Annotated in this window: 15 protein-coding genes; 11 read left to right on the plus strand and 4 right to left on the minus strand. The window is 47.9% G+C overall.

The genetic code is table 11. The features are described 5' to 3' along the window. The first annotated feature begins 189 nt into the window (after nt 1-189). Nucleotides 190-546: a DUF3024 domain-containing protein gene (locus tag PQQ36_RS01265; RefSeq protein ID WP_011151999.1), complete on the plus strand. Its 357-nt coding sequence runs from the start codon at nt 190-192 to the stop codon at nt 544-546. A 55-nt stretch (nt 547-601) separates the two neighbouring features. On the opposite strand, the gene PQQ36_RS01270 is transcribed toward PQQ36_RS01265, so the two are convergent. Next, nucleotides 602-1,414: an AraC family transcriptional regulator gene (locus PQQ36_RS01270; RefSeq protein ID WP_026050868.1), complete on the minus strand. Its 813-nt coding sequence runs from the start codon at nt 1,412-1,414 to the stop codon at nt 602-604. Nucleotides 1,415-1,543: 129 nt separating this feature from the next. After that, on the minus strand, nt 1,544-3,538 hold the full coding sequence (gene rnb / locus PQQ36_RS01275; protein ID WP_072616170.1) for an exoribonuclease II: 1,995 nt from the start codon (nt 3,536-3,538) through the stop codon (nt 1,544-1,546). Between the two features lie 377 nt (nt 3,539-3,915). Between rnb and PQQ36_RS01280 the strand changes: the two genes are divergently transcribed. Beyond that, a complete protein-coding gene (locus PQQ36_RS01280; protein ID WP_011081129.1) occupies nt 3,916-5,841 on the plus strand; it encodes a DEAD/DEAH box helicase in 1,926 nt (641 codons plus the stop codon). Nucleotides 5,842-6,182: 341 nt separating this feature from the next. After that, nucleotides 6,183-7,376, plus strand: coding sequence for an acetate/propionate family kinase (locus tag PQQ36_RS01285; protein WP_011081130.1), 1,194 nt, complete (start codon nt 6,183-6,185; stop codon nt 7,374-7,376). Nucleotides 7,377-7,522: 146 nt separating this feature from the next. Here the strand turns inward: PQQ36_RS01285 and PQQ36_RS01290 are convergent, their stop codons facing one another. Next, nucleotides 7,523-9,088: an arylsulfatase gene (locus tag PQQ36_RS01290; protein WP_015727828.1), complete on the minus strand. Its 1,566-nt coding sequence runs from the start codon at nt 9,086-9,088 to the stop codon at nt 7,523-7,525. Between the two features lie 271 nt (nt 9,089-9,359). Beyond that, a complete protein-coding gene (locus PQQ36_RS01295) occupies nt 9,360-10,229 on the minus strand; it encodes a LysR family transcriptional regulator (RefSeq protein ID WP_011081132.1) in 870 nt (289 codons plus the stop codon). A gap of 122 nt (nt 10,230-10,351) precedes the next feature. On the opposite strand from PQQ36_RS01295, the gene PQQ36_RS01300 reads away from it, so the two are divergent. The 8 genes from PQQ36_RS01300 to PQQ36_RS01335 all read left to right on the plus strand — a co-directional run bounded on the left by PQQ36_RS01300 (nt 10,352) and on the right by PQQ36_RS01335 (nt 20,036). After that, nucleotides 10,352-11,869: an arylsulfatase gene (locus tag PQQ36_RS01300; protein WP_072616168.1), complete on the plus strand. Its 1,518-nt coding sequence runs from the start codon at nt 10,352-10,354 to the stop codon at nt 11,867-11,869. A gap of 96 nt (nt 11,870-11,965) precedes the next feature. Further along, the gene (locus tag PQQ36_RS01305; protein ID WP_015727831.1) at nt 11,966-13,270 is read left to right on the plus strand and encodes an anaerobic sulfatase maturase; all 1,305 of its coding nucleotides are present in this window, start codon (nt 11,966-11,968) and stop codon (nt 13,268-13,270) included. A gap of 105 nt (nt 13,271-13,375) precedes the next feature. Further along, nucleotides 13,376-14,359, plus strand: a complete 984-nt coding sequence (locus PQQ36_RS01310; RefSeq protein ID WP_072616167.1) for an AAA family ATPase — start codon at nt 13,376-13,378, stop codon at nt 14,357-14,359. Between the two features lie 12 nt (nt 14,360-14,371). After that, the gene (locus PQQ36_RS01315) at nt 14,372-15,334 is read left to right on the plus strand and encodes a DUF58 domain-containing protein (RefSeq protein WP_225470238.1); all 963 of its coding nucleotides are present in this window, start codon (nt 14,372-14,374) and stop codon (nt 15,332-15,334) included. Next, nucleotides 15,335-15,886 (plus strand): DUF4381 domain-containing protein, encoded by a 552-nt coding sequence (locus PQQ36_RS01320; RefSeq protein WP_225449137.1) that lies wholly within the window; start codon nt 15,335-15,337, stop codon nt 15,884-15,886. Next, complete coding sequence (locus tag PQQ36_RS01325) at nt 15,879-16,967, plus strand: vWA domain-containing protein (RefSeq protein WP_273660252.1); 1,089 nt, start codon at nt 15,879-15,881, stop codon at nt 16,965-16,967. Before PQQ36_RS01320 ends, PQQ36_RS01325 begins: the two co-directional genes overlap by 8 nt. Further along, the gene (locus PQQ36_RS01330) at nt 16,942-18,699 is read left to right on the plus strand and encodes a vWA domain-containing protein (protein WP_411115534.1); all 1,758 of its coding nucleotides are present in this window, start codon (nt 16,942-16,944) and stop codon (nt 18,697-18,699) included. Before PQQ36_RS01325 ends, PQQ36_RS01330 begins: the two co-directional genes overlap by 26 nt. Next, nucleotides 18,696-20,036, plus strand: coding sequence for a BatD family protein (locus PQQ36_RS01335; RefSeq protein WP_206624962.1), 1,341 nt, complete (start codon nt 18,696-18,698; stop codon nt 20,034-20,036). The genes PQQ36_RS01330 and PQQ36_RS01335 overlap by 4 nt, the downstream gene beginning before the upstream one ends. The last annotated feature ends 11 nt before the right edge of the window (nt 20,037-20,047 follow it).

The raw sequence follows: 20,047 nt of genomic DNA on the forward strand, positions 1-20,047 counted from the left end.
AGTGGAATGATATTTCGTTCAGGTTACATTTTTGTGAAGGTCTAAACATTAAGTCACTCGCATGGCGATTACACTTTGTATACTAAAATAAGTCTATAAAGCGGCAAACGGTGGCGTCGAGTAAGCCTGTGGATTTCTGATGGGGCTTCGACAGCAAACGTCAGCAAATCTAGCCGAATAGATGAAGGAATGACTATGTCAGTGACGCAAATTGCTATCAGTCGGCTTAATAAAGGTGCTCAAGCGTTGTGCACAAAAAGAAACGTTAACCTTCCCGTTGAACTCGGCAAATGTCTATATCAACCGATCGAGACGGGAGTGATTTTTTACAAAGCTGCGTATTTGTTAGATTCTCGTCACAGTGAATACACCTCACCGGTGGCCAAAATTCTCTTTGATGCATTGCACGGCGAATGGTTGTTCTTTCAAGCTAAGTTTGACGGCGATACGTTCTATTGGGAACCCTATTACCCGCTGATGAAATCCGATGATCTTGACTCGATTTTAGAGGAGATAGAACACGACCCATTGGCGTGTTTTTGGTGATGCGCAGTGAGTGAATCACTACGCATTACGCTTACCTGATTTGGAAAGCTCGTTGCTAAGCTTTACCGTGTTGCTGTACTTTTGCGCGGAACTCTTTGGGCGTCATTTGCTGTACGGCTTTAAACGCGGTACTAAAATGGGCAGCACTCTTAAAGCCAGACTCATACGCAATGGTGGTAATCGATTTATCGGTTACGCGAAGCTGAGTCGCCGCGTGAGAGATTCGCTTAATCTTCAACAGCTGCGAAAATGACATCTCTTCTGCCGCTAAGCGTCGTTTTAGGGTCGCAGTGGACATACCCATGTGCTTGGCTAGTGTCTCTAATGAGATCTCTTCTTCGATATTGCTTTCAATAAACTGAATGATTTTTTGCGTTTCACTAAACTGTGTGGCGCGAATAATCATATTGAGTAGCTCTGGCTGCTTTTCAACCATGAGCGCCATTAACGCCAAAGCTAAATGTTCTTGCGCCTGCGAGTTTTGTTTTCTCTCAACTTCTTCAATAAGCATATCTTTCAGCTGGTCAATTCGCTTATGTTGACCACTGAATTTGAAAAAGGTGTCAGTCTGTTGAGCTGGAATTTTAGATAAAGGGTAAACGTTACGGAACTTTTGAAGCAGCGTGATGCTAAACACCAAGGCTAACGCTGAAAATCCATTTTCTCCCGGTTGAGCTTGAGCTTCTTTTAATTGGCCGGAATTGTACAATGCAAATTCTCCTGCCGTCAGCTCACTCGTTGCTCCGGAATCTTGTGTTACGGTTAGGCTGCCTTGCTCCACGAAAAATAGGCCATTCTTTGTCACTGGATAACGTTCCTGTTTCCTCGGAGCAAAGTGGTTAAATCTGATAATTTCTATTGTTGGCATAAAGTAGCTTACCACTGAATGAATATAGTTATATTTAATAGAACTGTTCTTGCAGTGTTACCAATGAAAATCACGTTTTTGTGAATTGGCGGTATAAAAAAAGCGTTCATTTGAACGCTTTTTAAGATGTTAATTCTGAGTTTCTTCTACCACGGGTAATTCAGCGAATACTTGGGTAGGTTTCGCAACCAGGCTTCTGTTCTCCTGGTTAACGTCAGCTAACACGACTTCAAGAACGTCTCCCAGTTTGTATACCACTTCTTTATCGATAGAAACAGTACCTAGGTCACCATTGCACTCAATTCTTTCTTTATTATCAATAATAAGAGAACCAGGGATGAATGCCGCAGCGCCATTTTCAAGTAAACGGATGCGCATACCAGCACGGTTAATATCGAAGATTTCACCGGTAAACAGCGTTTGATTTGCTGGAGCGTCTGCTAGAGTGCGTGCATACAACCAGTCTGCAACATTACGTTCTGCAATCTTGTGATGTTTGCGGTGTAGAGCAAGCTCTTCGCCGACACTATCATCCGGTTTTTGCACAGGCTCTTTGTTTAGAACTAGAGCCTTAAGCATACGATGGTTGATCATATCGCCATATTTACGAATTGGAGACGTCCAAGTTGCGTAGATATCAAGGCCCATCGCATAGTGCGGTAAAGGCTGGTTGCTCACTTCACTGTAGGTTTGGAATTTGCGAATGCGGTTATCAAGATAAGTCGTTTCTTGTTTGCTTAACCAGCGGCGTAGTGCAGCAAAACCTTCACGAGTGGCAATCGACTCAGCCGTGAACTCCAACGTACCTTCTGGGTTAACCAGCTCCACAACATCGGCAATCTTCTCTGGTTTGAAGCCGGCATGGCAGTTAAATACGCCGGTGCCGAAATGGGCTTGCAGCGTTTTACCCGCGCAAATGTTGGCTGTGATCATCGACTCTTCAACCAAGCGGTTTGCGCTGCGGCGCATGTCTGCGTGAATCGCAACGACATCGTTATCTTCACTCAGCTCAAAACGGTAATCAGGACGATCTGGGAAGACTACCGCATTCTTCTCTCGCCATTCAGCGCGAGCTTGCGAGAATTCATACAGGTCACGCACGATGGCAGCAATTTCTTCGCTTGGCTGCCATTTTTCACAGTTGCCTGTTTCAAGCCAGTCGGAGACATTGTCATACGCCAAACGGGCGTGCGACTTGATGTTTGCCGCAAAGAACTGGATATCATCGCCAATCACGCCGTCTTTACTGACGGTCACTGTGCAGCAAAGGGCAGGGCGGATTTCACCTTCGATTAGCGAACACAGTTCATCAGCAAGGTCACGAGGCAACATCGGGATATTGCGTCCTGGAAGATAAATGGTAAAGCCACGCTCACGTGCAACCTTGTCCATTTCATCATCTGGTGTGATGTAAGCGGTTGGATCGGCAATGGCAATCGTCAATTCAAAATCGCCAGCATCGTTTTTCTTCGCGTAAAGCGCATCGTCCATGTCTTTTGTTGACTCACCATCGATGGTCACAAAAGGGATATGTGTCATGTCGATACGTTCAAGATCCGCATCGTCTTTAATTTGCCAATCGTCGATACCTGCAGGCTCAGAGTTAGGCAGATCGTTTTCCGCTAGCGTTACCCACCAAGGTGCGATCTTGTCATCGGCATCGGTAATTTTTTCGCTGATTTCCACGAAGAAACCGTTGTCATCTTTTAGTGGGTGACGGATCAAATGGCCGACAACCCAGTCGCCTTCAGCAAATTCTTGAGGGTTAAGACCTTTCTTCGTTTTGGCTTTGAGAGACATCTTCTTCAGTTGCGGATGATCAGGAACAACATTCAATTTGCCTTTGAACATTTTCACACGACCGATGAAGCGATTTAGCATCTGCTCAACAAGCTCTTGTGGCTCGGCAACTTCGCGTTCGTTTTCGGTGCGGATAATGGCGATCACCTTATCACCGTGCATACATTTCTTCATGTAGGCTGGTGGAATAAAGAAACTTGTCTTGCTATCGACTTCGAGAAAGCCAAAACCTTTTTCGGTTGCTTTAATCGTGCCTTCTTTCTTTGGCAGATTTTCCTGAATTTGTTGCTTAAGCTGGGCTAAAAGTGGGTTATCTTGAAACATCTTTACTAAACTTATGTTTGAAATTGGGCACACTATAATCATTGCGCCGCGTTATTGCTACCAAAACCCGGTTTAATCCCCCAGTCTCGATAAAAATTGTGCAAATAATATTCGTCTTGAAGCCTTGTTTTTCGGGGGCTGAGCGAGTAGCAAGCGTATGTGAAGAGAATTCAAAGAAATAATTGTGATGAAATTCAATTTTTTCTGGCTTTTTTTATGCTTTTAGGGAATAATCCGCCTCCCTTAAGTCGTCCCCAATGGCTTGTAGCGTTTTAGTACTGTGTTGCTTTGAATTAAAAAGCAGCATCTGAATGGACCAGTATCGAATGAGAAGAGCTTGTGGGACCCATTTTTACAATTAATACAGTAGGATCCCAATGCAAGATTCTGTAATTCAATTCAGCGATTTAGAGCTGAATGATGCTATCCTTTCCGCTCTTGATGGTATGGGCTTTGTTTCGCCAACACCGATTCAAGCAGCTGCGATTCCTCATCTATTACAAGGTGTGGATGCGCTAGGTAAAGCACAAACGGGTACGGGCAAAACGGCAGCATTTTCTCTGCCTCTTCTCAACAAACTTGATCTCGCACAGCGTAAACCTCAAGCAATCGTACTGGCTCCAACTCGTGAGCTAGCGATCCAGGTTGCGGCAGAGATGAAAAACCTTGGTCAAAACATCCGTGGTTTGAAAGTGCTAGAGATCTACGGTGGTGCATCTATCGTTGATCAAATGCGTGCTCTTAAGAATGGCGCTCACGTTATCGTGGGTACTCCAGGCCGTGTTCAAGACCTTATCAACCGCGAACGCCTAGACTTAGGTGAAGTGCATACTTTCGTTCTTGATGAAGCAGACGAAATGCTAAACATGGGTTTCGTTGACGATGTAACGGAAATCATGGAGCACGCTCCATCATCTGCACAACGCGTACTGTTCTCTGCAACTATGCCTCCAATGCTGAAAAACATTGTTGAGCGCTTCTTGCGTGATCCAGTCACTGTCGACGTTGCAGGTAAAAACCACACTGTAGATAAAGTTGCACAGCAATTCTGGGTTGTTAAAGGCGTAGAAAAAGATGAAGCAATGTCTCGTCTTCTAGAAACAGAAGAGACAGATGCATCAATCGTATTCGTACGTACTCGTCAAGACACTGAGCGTCTAGCGGATTGGCTATGTGCACGCGGCTTCAAAGCAGCAGCACTACACGGTGATATTCCTCAGTCTCTACGTGAGCGCACAGTTGATCACATCAAACAAGGTGTTATCGATATTCTTGTTGCGACAGACGTTGTTGCTCGTGGTCTAGATGTGCCACGTATTACTCACGTGTTTAACTACGACATCCCATTCGATGTTGAGTCATACATCCACCGTATCGGTCGTACTGGCCGTGCAGGACGTCAAGGTAAAGCGATCCTTCTTGTTCGCACTAACCAAATTCGCATGCTTCGTACTATCGAGCGTGTTACTAAGTCTTCTATGGAAGAGATCCAACTGCCACTTCGTGACAAAGTTGCAGCAGCGCGTCTAGATAAACTTGCCGCTGAGCTTCAAGCTGACATCGAGCATAAAGCGCTTGATAAGTTCGCAGAGCTGATCGAAAAACTAGAAGAGCGTCTAGAGATCGACTCAAGCGTTCTAGCGGCGATTCTATTGAAGCGTCAGCAAGGCAAACGTCCGCTATTCTACATTGGCGAAGACCCAATGATCGAAGCGATTGAGCGCGATAAGCAAAACCGTCGTGAGCGTCGTGAAAATCGTGACAATGGCGGTCGTCGTGAAAGCTTTAACAGCAACCAAGATTGGGATACTTACCAACTTCAAGTTGGCCGTGAGCAAGGTGTTCAAGTGAAAGACATCGTAGGCGCACTGGCAAACGAACTTGGCTTAGGTAAAGGTTCAATTGGTGCAATCAAACTGGCTCAAGAGCACACGTTTGTTCAGCTACCAAAAGCGATGAGCACACAAGCTGCAAGCAAACTTCGTAAACTGCGTATTCGTCAGAAAGAAGTGGGTGCCGTTGTTTGTGATTTCAACGATTTCAACGAAAACCGTGGTCGTCGTGATGGTGCTCGCCGTGAAGGTGGTTTCCGCGAAGGCGGTCGTCGTGAAGGCGGCTACCGTGGCAATCGCGAAGGCGGTCGTGAAGGTGGCTACCGCGGTAACCGTGAAGGTGGTCGCGAAGGTGGTTTCCGTGGTAACCGTGACGGTGAGCGTCGTTTTGACCGCAACCGTGGTGGTGATCACCGTGGTAACCATCGTGGTGAACGTGGTCACGGTCGTCCACGTCGCAACGAAGACTAATCCAATACGATTTAAAGAAAGCCGGGTGATAACCCGGTTTTTTTTCGCTCAAATTTTCAAAGAACCGAACCATTATGGGATTAAGTGAATAACATTGCTATAAGTTGAGGGCGATGAATGCTTATAACATATGATGCCATTTGCACGACTGTTATATAATTTTTCGCTTCAAATAAAATCAAAAATTGCGGTAGATCAACAAAAAAGTCGTGACCTAAATAATTGAACTAAAAGATAGTTGAAAGATTCAAAAATTATTGAATAATGGTTTCAACAATGAATGAACATCGCGCCTTGGCGTCGGTCCCTTATATTCCGCTCCACAACAGGAAATAAACTTAATGTCTAATTCGTTCGTATTGGTTATCAACTCGGGTAGCTCTTCTCTCAAGTTTGCAGTTATTAACTCTGTCACTGGTGAAGCCGTGTTGAGTGGCTTGGGTGAGTGTTTCGGTCTTGAAGATGCTCGCATGGGCTGGAAATACTCTGGCGAAAAAACTGAGATTGCCATTGAAGGTGAAGATAACCACCACAAAATCGCTATCGGCAAACTGGTTGGTTTGACTGAAGAATTAGGTTTGACGAAAGATATCGTTGCTGTAGGGCACCGAATTGTACACGGTGGTGAGAAGTTCACATCGACAGTACGTATTAATGAAGAAGTGACGGCAGAGATCGAGAAGCTTGCCGATCTTGCTCCACTGCATAACCCTGCGGGTGCTATCGGTATTCGTGCGGCGATGGAAGCCTTTCCTGCACTTCCTCAGTTTGCTGTGTTTGATACCGCTTTCCACCAAACTATGCCAAAGCGCGCGTTTACAGGCGCTATTGCGAACGAGCTGTACACGGATTTCGGCATTCGTCGCTACGGTTTCCATGGCACCAGCCACTACTTCGTAAGTCGTGAAGCAGCGAAAATGCTGAACAAGCCAATTGAAGAGTCTAGCTTCATCTCTGTACACCTTGGCAATGGTGCTTCAGTGTGTGCGATTAACAATGGTGAATCTGTCGATACCTCTATGGGCTTCACGCCACTTTCTGGTCTCATGATGGGTACCCGTTGTGGCGACCTAGACCCTGGCATCATTGAATACCTACTTAAGAAAGGTTGGTCTCAAGAGAAAGTGTTCAACTCGCTAAATAAAGCCTCTGGCTTCTTAGGTGTATCCGGCCTAACTAGCGACGCTCGTGGCATTCTAGAAGCGATGGAACAGGGCCACGAAGGCGCGACGCTGGCATTCCAAGTGTTCACCTACCGTGTCGCGAAATACATTGCGTCATACCTAGCTGCGCTAGATTCTTTTGACGGAATCATCTTCACTGGCGGCATTGGCGAAAACTCACTACCAATTCGTCGTGAGATCCTTAAGAATCTGAAACTTCTTGGTTTTGTTGAAGATGAAAAAGGTAACGAAGATGCTCGTTTTGGCAACGCAGGTGTGATTGCAACATCGGCATTACTAAACGCAGTAGCGATGGTTATCCCAACCAATGAAGAATTTGTGATTGCCCAGCAGTCGGTTGAACTGCTGTAATGACAGCTCTTTACTGCTGATTGATAGGCCCAGTTACTTGAGTGACTGGGCCTTTTTTGTTTAGCACCATTTTTTGCCCATACAACGGCCCATACAACAAAAAAAGCCGCTCACGTTGGAGCGGCTGATAGAGAGGGGAGATAAGGTTACTTGATTTTCTGCACTTCTTTTTGCAGTTGCTCAAGTTGCTTCATCTTTCCTTGCAAACCCAGTGATTGATAGCTGATGGACGCAGGGTTCATCGTTTCACCTTGTTGCATTGGGTAATCAGGCAATGTTTTGAAGAAATCCCCAATAACGTCTTGAACGGGTACAAACAACCACATGTTGTCTGCCATCCAACGTAGGTACATGCCCGATTCGTGTGGCGCTTTCTCAAATGGGTCTGCACGCAAGTGGATGATTTGAGGCCAGTTTGGAGAGAAGCGAATCGCGTTTGAAATATCGCCTTCCATTACCGCAAAGTTTAGCTTCCAATCGTTCCAACGAATGGCGTTCAGTTCACCGTTAGCCGTGAAGTAAAGAAGCGATTCGCGCGGGGCTTTCTTCTCTTTGCCTTCGAAATAAGGCTTAAAGTTATAGCCATCGATATGAACACGCCACTCTTTACCGTTCGCTTTATAGCCTTTGGCGAGTTTCTCTTTCACATTCGGTACACCTGCGGCTGCCATTAAGGTTGGCAACCAGTCTTGGTGGGCCATCATGTCGTTGATTTTGGTTCCTGGCTTGATGACACCAGGCCAACGGACAAGTTGAGGAACACGCATACCGCCTTCCCAAGTTGTCCCTTTTTCGCCATAAAATGGTGTTGCGCCGCCATCAGGCCATGTCACGGTTTCTGCACCGTTGTCGGTTGAATAGATAACAATCGTGTTGTCAGCAACACCCAGTTCGTCGAGCTTATCGAGTAGGATGCCCACTTGGTCATCGTGCTCCAACATGCCATCTGCGTAAATACTCACACCCGATTTACCTTGGTACTTCTCTTGAAGGCGCGTCCAAACATGCATGCGCGTGGTGTTGTGCCAAATGAAGAACGGTTTGTCGGCTTTTACCGCTTTTTCCATGAAGGCGAGCGAGGACTCCAAGAACTCTTCGTCTGCGTGCTCCATACGTTTACGCGTCATTGGGCCTGTGTCTTCAATTTTGCCGTCAGCATAAGATTTGATCACGCCACGAGGGCCGTAGTTTTTGCGGAACTCAGGATCTTTTGGATAGTAGTAAGTCTCTGGCTCTTCTTCGGCATTGAGGTGGTATAGGTTGCCAAAGAACTCGTCAAACCCGTGATTGGTTGGCAGGTGTTGGTCTTGATCGCCCAAATGGTTTTTGCCGAACTGCGCGGTCATGTAGCCTTGCTCTTTCAACAAATCTGCAATGGTGGGTGCCCAATCAGGAATGCCGTGTTTTGAGCCGGGCATACCGATGGTTAACAGCCCTGTTCTAAACGGCTCTTGGCCAGTAATGAAAGAGGCACGGCCAGCGGTACAAGATTGCTGACCATAGTGATCGGTGAACAGTGCGCCTTCGTTGGCGATGCGGTCAATGTTCGGCGTTTGATAGCCCATCATGCCTTGGTTATAGGCGCTGATGTTCCAGTAACCAACATCGTCGCCAAAAATGGCCAGAATATTTGGCTTGTCTGCAGCTGCAGCGGCACCAGAGGTTGCAAGAACACCAATACCGATCGCCAGTTTGCTTATTTGGTTTGCCATAGAAACTCCAATAAGGGGTAGAGGAAGCAGAAAAACGAGGTTTTCCTGCATTAAGATGGCTAATAAGCTAATGATGTGGCTGGAAATTGTCGCTTTATAGTCAATATAACCAATGGTTATGCGATGCGCTTGACGCCTTCATCGACAAGGAGAGCGGTGGAATGCCGTGCCGATCGCTATGATGAAAAATGAACGCTCAATCACGTTTTTACAACCGGGTTGTGTCAGCCTAAGTGAGCGTCGAAAGCGGCTGTGATTTCGACGCTTGTGTTTATAGCTCTATGGGATGGGCGTGTGCTTGTTCGAGTTGCGCTTTTATCTTCTCTCTCAACCTCTGGTGAGCAGGGTTGTTTAGCTCGCGCTTATGATAAATGAACTTATAGGGAATCAGGCTAATAGCAATTGGACAATCGAGAATTTGCAGTTTCAGTGCCTTACTCCATTTTAAGGCAAACGAACGAGAGACCACGCCGAGGCAATCTCGTTGGGCGACATAGAGTGCCATACTCGACAGTGACGTCGTCACAATTTCCACAATCCGTTCTTCAATAGGCTCGTTGGCGAGCTGCTCAAACCCTGTGGTGTTGTTCCATTTACCGGAAAACAGACAATGGCTCTCTTGGTAAAACTGGGCTTTGCTAAGTTGTCCTTGAATACGAGGGTGGCCCTGACGGCAAATGACGACAGCGGGCTCTTGGTAGGCGTTCTCGATCACGAAAGAGGAATCTTTGGTGATGACGGTATCGATGATGAGATCCATTTTCTGCTGGCGGATTTGTTCAAACAGCAAATATTTTTCCGGTGGAGATTCGTGGAACACGGTATGTTCTATCGGCGTTAGGCTATGCAAAAGAGTTTCAGAGCAACAGACTTGGAAAGCGGAACGCTCAGAAATTGCGTTGTCTACGATACTGATGGCTTGATGGAATTTAGGGATCAGTTGATAAGCCGAAGCGGTCGGCTCGATGCCGCGTCCTTTCTTAACGAACAACTGTTTATTGACCACCTTTTCTAAGCGTTTAATGGAAGCGCTCACCGCCGGTTGAGTTAAGCCCAAATGATCGGCGGCTTTGGTGTAGGACTGATATTCCGCGACCACCAAAAAGGTCTGAATTAAGTTGAGATCCATAGTATTACTCATAAATCAGATTTATGCTAAAGCGAATTTTAACTCTATTTATCCGCAAAATAACAATATTTATATTAATTAAATCTTTGTTTTGTCCAAAACGTGTCAACAACCAGCGGAGTAATGGAGTTTTTATGCCCAACAGTAAGAAAAATCTCAGCAAGACATTCGTGTTGAATGCTTGTGCTCTCGCGGTCGGTACAGCCTCTGCCGCCGCATATTCAGCCGAACAACCCAATATTTTGGTTATCTTTGGTGACGATGTCGGTTATTGGAACCTAAGCGCATACAACGGTGGCATGCTTGCGTACAGCACGCCAAACATCGACAGCATTGCCAAAGAAGGCGCCAAATTCACTAACTTTTATGCACAGCAAAGTTCGACTGCAGGTCGCTCTGCGTTTATCACCGGTCAAATGCCTAAGCGCACTGGGTTATCTAAAGTGGGTCTGCCAGGCGCACCGCAAGGTATCTCAGAAAAAGATCCAACCATCGCCACTATGCTCAAACAACTCGGTTATGCGACAGGCCAGTTTGGTAAAAACCACTTAGGTGACCGCGACGAACATCTGCCAACCAATCACGGGTTTGATGAGTTCTTTGGCAACTTGTACCACTTAAATGCAGAAGAAGAGCCTGAAAATGTCGACTACCCGAAAGATCCCGAGTTCAAGAAAAAATTTGGCCCGCGTGGTGTCATTCACTCCTACGCAGATGGAAAGATCGAAGACACAGGGCCACTGACGCGCAAGCGTATGGAAACGGTGGATGACGAATTCCTCGAAGCGGCAGAGCAGTTTATCGAAAAACAAGTAAAAGCGGATAAACCGTTCTTTACTTGGTTCAATACCACACGTATGCATAACTTCACCCATGTACCAAAAGCGTATCAAGGCAAAACGGGTGCGGGGTTTTACGCAGATGGGGTCAAGCAGCATGACGATCAAATTGGCCACCTACTGAATAAAATCAAAGAGCTGGGTGTCGATGACAACACCATCATCGTATACACCACTGATAATGGGCCGATGATCAACTTGTGGCCGGATGCCGGCATGACGCCATTCCGCAGTGAAAAAAATACCGGTTGGGAAGGTGGCTTCCGCGTTCCTGCGCTCATCAAATGGCCGGGCCAAATCAAAGCTGGAGAAACCTTCAATGGCATGATGTCTCTTGAGGACTTCTTCCCAACACTTGTGGCAGCGGCAGGCAACAGCAAGGTCAAAGAAGAGCTACTTAAAGGCAAAAAAGTCGACAATATCAGCTACAAGGTGCATTTGGATGGTTACAACCAATTGCCTTACCTTACGGGTAAAACCGACCAATCCGCACGCAATGAGTTCGTTTATTGGAGTGATGATGGGGATCTGTTGGCACTGCGCTACGGCAAATACAAATACCACTTCATGATCCAAGAGAATGAAACTGGTCTCGCGATTTGGCAGAAGCCTTTCACCAAACTGCGTGTACCTAAGATATTCGACTTGAGTATCGACCCGTTCGAACGTGGAGACACAGGTATGGGATATGACACTTGGATGTATGAACGCTCATTCCTCATGATGCCAGCCATTGAGAAAGTTCAAGAAGTCATGGGAACATTCAAAGCGTACCCACCTCGCATGGCGCCGGGTTCATTTGTACCCAAATAACCCTGTCTAACCGATAGCCTCTTTGGAAAAGGAGAGGCTATCTCTTCTTAATTTATCGTCTTGCCCATACTCAGACAGCAGAAAAGAGAAATACTGATGCAAAAAGTCACTCCTCGTCATTCAACTGCGATGCCTATTGTGCCCTTGAAAACCGCGGCGAAGCCTGAAGCCAATCAAAGTTATCAACGTCGTTTTCATGTGATGGCGAAACCCGGCGGTGCCAAATGCAATATTGATTGCCAGTATTGTTTCTATCTTCATAAAGAAGCGTTGTTGCATCAAAAGAAACAGCCTCAGATGAGTGAGGAGTTACTTGAAACGTTTATCAAAAGTTATATAGCCAGCCAGGATGGCGATGAAATCGTGTTTTCATGGCAAGGTGGAGAGCCGACACTGCTCGGTCTCGACTACTTTCGCAAAGTGGTTGAACTGCAGAAAAAATATCAGCCAGTTGGCGTTCGCATAGAAAATGATCTGCAAACAAACGGCATTTTGCTCAATGATGAGTGGTGTCAGTTTCTAGCCGAACACCAATTTCTTGTGGGGCTGTCGATCGATGGTCCGCGCGAAATTCATGACAAATACCGCCGAACACGAAGCGGAAAACCCACCTTTGATTTGGTGATGAAATCGGTTGAAACGCTCAAAAAATACGGGGTGAAGTTTAACGCTTTGGTCGCGGTGAATCGCCACAATGCTCAGTACCCACGCGAGGTCTATCGTTTTCTTACCCAAGAGTTGGGTGCCACGTATCTCCAATTTACACCTGTTGTCGAAGCCAATGGTTTTCAAACCACAGCGCCGCAATTTTGGAATGAACAGATGATCCCTGTCGTGGGCAGTGAACTGGCCAAGCCTGGGCATCCTATGTCTGTGGTCACAGATTGGTCCGTGGACCCGCAGCAGTGGGGAGAATTTCTTATTGCGACCTTTGAAGAGTGGGTGAATAACGATTTAGGACGTGTCCTCGTTAATCTATTTGAAACCGCTGTTGCGCAAGTGATGGGATTGCCTTCGCAACTTTGCGTGACATCAGAGTTCTGCGGCAAAGGCTTGGCGATAGAACACAATGGTGACGTGTTCAGTTGCGATCACTATGTGTATCCCGAATACCAACTGGCCAATATTCAGCAGCATGATTTGAGTGAGCTGGCCATGTCAACGCGTCAGTACACCTTTGGTATGGCCAAAAGAGAGTCGCTGCCGAGCTATTGTCTGCAATGCCCTTATCTTCAATATTGTTGGGGTGAATGTCCTAAGAATCGCTTGATCAAATCCCCTGACGGTGAAGTTGGATTGAACTACCTGTGTCCGGGCATCAAAGCCTTTTTTGATTATGCATTGCCAATGTTGGTTGGCATTACTCAAATCCTCAAAGCCCCTCATGATCGGCGTGAATAGCAGCGCGCCGCAAGGGGCATATAGACGTTATAACCTTTAGTTATTCAAATTGTTTTTATACTGATTTCAATCTCTTCCTTTCGTTTACAAAACCGGAAAACGCCGATGAATCACGCACAGAAAGCCATCAATCTACTCATTCAACAAACGGAAAAAAGCGTCATTGGCCAAAGGCATGTGGTTGAGGCGTTGGTGATTGGATTACTGACTAACGGCCATGTGTTGCTTGAAGGATTGCCCGGCACCGCCAAAACGCGATCGGTGAAATCGCTGGCGAAGCGGCTTAACACCAGCTTTGGCCGCATCCAATTTACGCCAGATTTGCTGCCTTCCGATGTGACGGGCACAGAAGTGTACCAAGAGCGCGAGGGTAAGCCTCAGCTCCATTTTCAAGCGGGGCCAATTTTCAACAGCATTGTACTGGCCGATGAAGTGAACCGAGCACCGGCGAAAGTCCAAGCAGCACTGCTGGAGGCGATGGCAGAGGGCACGATAACGGTAGGGGACAGAACGCACCAACTGCCAGAGCTCTTTATGGTGCTTGCCACGCAAAACCCCGTTGAGCAAGAAGGGACGTATCCTCTCCCAGAAGCGCAAATGGACCGCTTCATGATGAAAGTCACGGTGGACTACCCAGAAGATGAGGCTGAGCGAGACATTATTCGTTTAGTTCGCAGCGAAGAGATGGGAGAGAAAGAAGTCGGTGGTGATCAAGTGATGCAACCGATTGACCCCGATACAGTGTTAGAAGCCCGTCGACAATTGCCAACCATCGCGGTGTCTGAATTGGTCGAAAACTACATCGTGGCACTTGTAATGGCGACGCGTAAACCAGAGCGCTATGCCGATTCTGCCTTATCAAAGTGGATTGAAGTGGGGGCGAGCCCTCGCGCGTCAATCGCGCTGGATAAGTGCGCTCGTGCCTACGCTTGGTTGCAAGGACGTGACCACGTCACGCCTGATGACGTGCGTGCAATGGTGCCATGCGTGCTAGGGCATCGTTTTTCACTGTCCTATGATGCGATTGCCGATGGTGTTGATCATCAAGCGGTGGTGCAAGCGCTGCTTGATTGCGTCGAAATCGGATAGGGGGAACCAAGTATGGTCAAGCCAACGATCGCCCCTCAGCCTCAAGGACTCGACCCTCGAGTCTACTGTGATTACGCAAGGCTTGTCCGTTTGCAAGCACAAGCCGACGGCTTTAGCTTGCTGCCGCATCTTAGGGCTGGCAGCGTGCTCTCTGGGCGGCACCGCTCCTTGTTTCGGGGACGAGGTTTAAACTTTGAAGAGTTGCGCCATTATCAGCTTGGTGACGACATCCGTAATCTCGACTGGAAAGTCACGTTGCGTACCGGAAAGCCCCACGTGCGTCGTTATACGGAAGAAAAAGATCGCAATGTGTTGGTGTGCGTCGATCAGCGTAGCGGAATGTTCTTTGCCTCGACCGAGATAATGAAATCGGTGGTGGCAGCGGAAATTGCCGCTATGTGCGCTTGGCGAGCATTGAAAGATGGTGATCGTGTCGGCTTTGTCATTGCATCGCATCAAGAGTTGTACTTCAGCAAAGTGAAGCGCGCGCAAAATGATTTGTTAGCGCAGCTAAAGCGTTTAGCGCAGATAAATCAGAGCCTCAACGTCGAGTCCACGGACTCCACCTCGGTCTCATTTGGTCATTGGCTTGAACTGATCAAACGCGTCAAGCCAAGGCATTCGACCCTCATTTTTATCAGTGATTGGCGTGACTGTGAAACTCATCATCTTGACCATTTAAAGCAACTCCAGCAGCACAACGATATTCTCGTTGTGATGGTGGGGGATCCACTTGAACAATCCCTGCCACCAGAGCTTGCTCGCATTAACTGGGTGATTGGTGATGGACGCTATCAACTGAATATGGATAGCAAAGCCAAAATCGACACAGCCAGTGTCAGCTTGGCGGAAAAGTCACAACAGCAGCGCCAGTCGCTCGCACAACTCATGGCGATGAAAAACTTGCCCCACATCGAACTGGACACCAGAGGCGAGCACATTGCGCACTTCCAAAAATGGGTAGGAGGGCGATAGATGACGATTCAACACACACCACCAAGTACCTATATTCTGCGTGAACTGCACGATGTGGCGGTGCCCGAGCGTGTCAGTTGGTTGCCACAAACGGTGGGTTGGAAAGTGTTGGCCATCATTGGTGGCGTGGTGCTGCTCTACATTGGTTATCGATACGCCCGTTTTCGTTGGGATAACCGATATCGCGCGGAAGCTTTGCAGGCAATCGTGCCGTTAGATCCAAAAGATCCTGCCATGACGAGCGAACTGTTTTCGATTGTAAAACAGGTATTGATCTACCATGACAGCCGCTATGCCCGCTTGTTTGGCGATGCGTTTTTGGCTGCGCTGAATCAGCTTATGCCAACACAACCCCTCTTTGACGATGAGTTAGCAATACAGTGGGTGCAAAGCACCGTGAACCCGAATGTGCCTTTGAATGAATCAGCGCGAGCAACACTGAAAGAGCGTGCGGCACTTTGGGTCAAATCTCATCAAGAGAAGGCGTCCAGTGTTGAACAACGCAGTGCGTTGTCTCCATGGCAATGGTTAAAAGGGCGGCGTCATGGTTGATTATCTATCGTCAATGTTGAGTTTTCTTCATCTCGAGTTTGACTCTCCGCTGTGGTTTCTGGCGTTACCGCTGCCATTGGTGGTTTATTACTTTGTGCCAGCGTACCGCACCAAACAAACCGCCATTAAGGTGCCATTCTTTCATCAGCTGGTGGAAGCCATGGGGGAAACGCCCTCAGAAGGCGCCAGCCAGTTAACACCCAGCGGTTGGCAACGTGCCACCTTAGTCTTGTCTTGGTTACTGGTGGTCAGTGCGCTTGCCAAACCGACCATTTTGGGCGCGCCGCAAATACGCGAAAGTTTGGGCCGCGATGTCATGGTGGTGGTTGATCTTTCTGGCTCTATGGCTGAGCAGGATTTTACCAGTGCGTCGGGTGCAAAAATTTCTCGTCTTGATGCCACCAAAGAGGTACTGGCGGATTTTGCTAAAACCAGACAGGGGGATCGTCTTGGTCTGATTTTGTTTGGAGATGCTGCCTTTGTGCAAACGCCGTTCACCGCGGATCAAAAAGTATGGTTAGCGCTGCTCAACCAAACCGATGTTGCAATGGCAGGGCAGAGTACGCATTTGGGCGATGCCATTGGTTTGGCCATCAAGGTGTTTGAGCAAAGTGAACCAAGCCAAGCGGCGTCTTCAAAGCCCCGGCAAAAAGTGGCGATCGTGCTCACGGATGGCAATGACACCGGAAGCTTTGTTGAACCGATAGACGCGGCCAAGGTGGCTAAAGCAAAAGGGGTCAGAATTCATGTGATTGCGATGGGCGATCCCAGTACGGTCGGGGAAAGTGCACTCGACCTGCAAACGATCGAACGCATTGCCAGTGAATCTGGCGGCAAAGCATTTCAAGCTTTGAACCGCGACGAGTTGGCTAGCGCATACGATGATATCGGTAAACTCGAGCCGCAGTTGTACCAAAGCATCACCTATCGCCCTAAGCAGAGCTTGCATCATGGATTAATGGGTATCGTGGTGGGCCTCTATCTTGTTGCGTTTAGTGTGGTGACGTTGAAGCGACGGATAGGCAACGCGAAGGTCAAAGCAACAACGGTGGAAAATGAACAGGGGGAACACCATGCTTGATACCTCTTTATTCGGCATGACAGTGACGCCGTTTTTCTCTCAGTTTCACTTCCTGCGACCGGAATGGTTATTGGCGTTTGTGCCGATGTTACTACTGTTATGGATGAGGTGGCGGGAGGAGAGTGTTCCGAGTTGGAAAGCCATTTTGCCAACGCATTTACGCCAAGTGTTAACGATAGGTGAACACGGCTGGCGCAAGCAGCTGCCACTCAAGTTATTGGTGGTCAATGTCACCTTAGCCATTATTATTTGTGCAGGCCCTACTTGGCAGCGCCAAGCCTCACCATTTGGTGAGGACAAAGGCACCCTGCTGGTGATATTGGATAACAGCGACTCGATGCTACAAAATGATCTTCCCCCCAGTCGCTTAGTACGCTCAAAACAGAAAATTCGCGATTTGTTAGTCGCAAGAAAAGGAGGCAGCACGGGGTTAGTGGTGTTTGCTGGCTCTGCGCATGTTGCAATGCCCGTAACGCAAGACAGTAAAGTCTTTGACCCGTTTCTAGCGGCAATCACCCCCGAGATTATGCCCATAGAAGGTAAGCTTGCGGAAAAAGCATTGCCTCTGATTGATCAACAACTGCAAGGGCAAGCTGGCTCTAGCGTACTGTTAGTGAGTGATGGGGTAAATCCGGCCACCATCGACGCGTACAAAGCGTATTTTGCAGAAAAACCGTATCAATTACTGATCTTGGCGGCGGGCAATTCAAATGTTGTGTCCGACAATCCATTGGATTTAGGTTCACTGAACAAATTGGCTAACGCGACGGGGGGGCGTTTAGTGCAAACCAGTGTCGATAATCGTGATATTGAAACCCTCAACCGATACGTTGAACGGAATATGCAGCTCAATGGTGACTCGTCGATGCCGTGGCAAGATATGGGTTATCCGCTGTTGTTACCCATCGCCATCATTATGATGCTCTGGTTTCGTAAAGGTTGGTTAGTGCAATGGTGCTTGGTGGCTATGGTGTCTACGTCGCTACTTGCAACGCCTAATGCCATGGCAGAAACCGTTTCGCTCAGTGTGGAAAAAACAGCTCAGCCACACATGAAGACGATGTGGGATAAGACGGAGCAGTGGTGGTGGGATCTCTGGCTCACTCCTGATCAGCAAGGTCAACGATGGTGGAACCAAGGGCAATACTTGCAAGCCGCCAAACATTTCAATGACCCATTACGCAAAGGCACGGCCTATTACTACGCAGGAGAATACGCCTTAGCACACAGCGCGTTTTTAACCATGCAAAACAATCCGTCAGATGAAGCCAAAGACCTCGGACTTTACTATGCAGCCAGCGCGCTGGCTCGCCAGCGAGAATACTTGGCCGCGCGTAACTTGTTACAGTCACTTGCGGATAAAGAAACCTTGAGCCGCAAGTTAAGAGCTGACGTGGAACACAATCTTCGCGTGATTGGTGGCATTGTTGAAGAAATCAATCGCACCAGTGCAAGCCAAGCAGGTTCAACGGATGGCCCAGAAGAGTCGATCGAGTTGGGGGATAATCCCCAAACAGCTGACGGCGTAGACGAGCAAACCGTTGCCGAAATGATGCTTAAAGAAACGTTAAATGCAAACGAGATCTTGGGAAGTGATGCATTAGCAGACAAATGGTTAAAACGTGTGGAAGCTGACCCCAAATACTTTCTAGCGGCTAAGTTCCAAATTCAATTGCATCAAGGGGCTAAAACAAGTGACACAACGCTCGAACAACAGGAGCAAAAGCAATGATGATGTACGCCAAATTTGCTACTCCGTTTCCACATAAGTGGCTAATGGCGATGTTTCTCACCCTTTCTAGCCTAGTGCTGAGTGCGACAACGTGCGCGCAGGATATTGAGGATTTGCAGCGCAGCAACCATGTTGAGCTTTTGGCTTGGGTTGGCCAGCCGCCGAAGGCGCAGGAGACGAAAACGCTTCCCGTGTTCAGCGTTAATGAGCAGGTGATTTTGACTATCGAAGTCGCGACACCACGCTGGTTTACCGCGGGCACTCGCATTGGTCACGTTGAAATCCCGAACGTCATCGCTAAGCAACGTAATCCGTTGGCAACCAACTATACCGAGCGTAAGGACGGCCATACGTGGTCGCGTCAGCGCTGGGAAATCACGCTTTACCCGCAGGCGTCGGGGCGCTTTGTCGTTCCCCCCATAGCAGTGAGCGTGCAAGTCTCTGCGCCCAATGGAGAAAACGTCTCGGGGACGCTCTACACTGCGCCGATTTCGTTTGACGCTTCTATGCCTTCGGGATTGATACAGCCACAATCGGCTTGGTTTAGTGCCAGTGACGTTGAGGTAGAGCAGCAATGGCAAATCTCCTCGGAACCGTTGAAAGTCGGGGATGCCATAACCAGAACCATCACCATTCGCGCCAAAGATAGCCTTTCTGTGTTGCTCCCCAAACTTCTCAGCAACGAATCCACGCCTCGCTATCAAGCGTATCCTCAACCCAATCGTCTTGAGGATACCCAAATAAGGGGTGACTATCGTTCGAGTCGCACAGAAGAAACGGTGTATGTGATTCAGCAAGGTGGGGATTTGAACTTACCTGATCGCCAATTTCAGTGGTGGAACAGTGATAGCCAGACGCTGGAGACTGTGGTGATTGAAGGCAACACCTTTCATGCGAAACATACGTTTCAGTCGTTTATCCGTGCCTACTCAAAGTGGCTTGTCGCAGGCGGATTATTCCTGTTTAGCTTTATGGCGGTGATCGTCATGGTGAAACGCCATTATCGTTCGCGGCCATTGCCGACATGGTTGGTGTTTCGCCGTTTGCTTAAAGCCAAGCGTTGGCCGGCTGTTCGGGCGTTGTTGTACAAGCAGTTACGAGTCAATGATGGCGAATTGCAGATCGCTAAAGCGCATAATTCAACACCTTGGCAACAGAGCACGGCGCAGTTTCATCAAGGTGTAGAAGACGTTTCTCTGATGAAGCAGCTTTGGCAAGGCGTACAAGCAAAGTCACGAGGTTACTGGCGTATTTCTTTGCCCAAGGCATTGCCTAATTTGCACCGCCAGCAGCAGGCGAAAAATAATCAAGCGAAAAAGAATGGGCAGAAATCATAGCAATAGAATAA

This window comes from Vibrio sp. CCUG 15886 (genome assembly GCF_028570825.1).
Classification (GTDB): domain Bacteria; phylum Pseudomonadota; class Gammaproteobacteria; order Enterobacterales; family Vibrionaceae; genus Vibrio; species Vibrio vulnificus_B.